The 230-nt window shown below is 49.6% G+C and carries 1 protein-coding gene; it reads right to left on the bottom strand.

Going from position 1 to position 230, the window contains the following annotated elements:
- Positions 1-230 (bottom strand): undecaprenyl diphosphate synthase family protein (locus R0J87_RS25345; protein WP_498889780.1); only part of this gene is annotated, 230 nt, incomplete at both ends.

The raw sequence follows: 230 nt of genomic DNA, 5'->3' as shown, positions 1-230 counted from the left end.
CAGTAACTTTTTTATTTGTTCACCCGTACAACCGAAACGACGCTCCCGATCCATAAACCAGGCAATGGCATCGGCTAAGGTATTTTCATCAAAATCAGGCCAGAGTTGCGGTGTGAAATACAACTCGGCATAGGCGGTCTGCCACAGCATGAAGTTACTGATCCGGCATTCGCCACTGGTACGGATAAGAAGATCGACATCAGGCAAGCCACTGGTGGATAAGCGGGCAG

Source organism: Halomonas sp. SIMBA_159 (assembly GCF_046536035.1).
Taxonomy (GTDB): Bacteria; Pseudomonadota; Gammaproteobacteria; order Pseudomonadales; family Halomonadaceae; genus Vreelandella; species Vreelandella venusta_A.
Note: the sequence above shows the minus strand (reverse complement) of the source record. Positions and strands in the feature narration are given on the sequence as shown.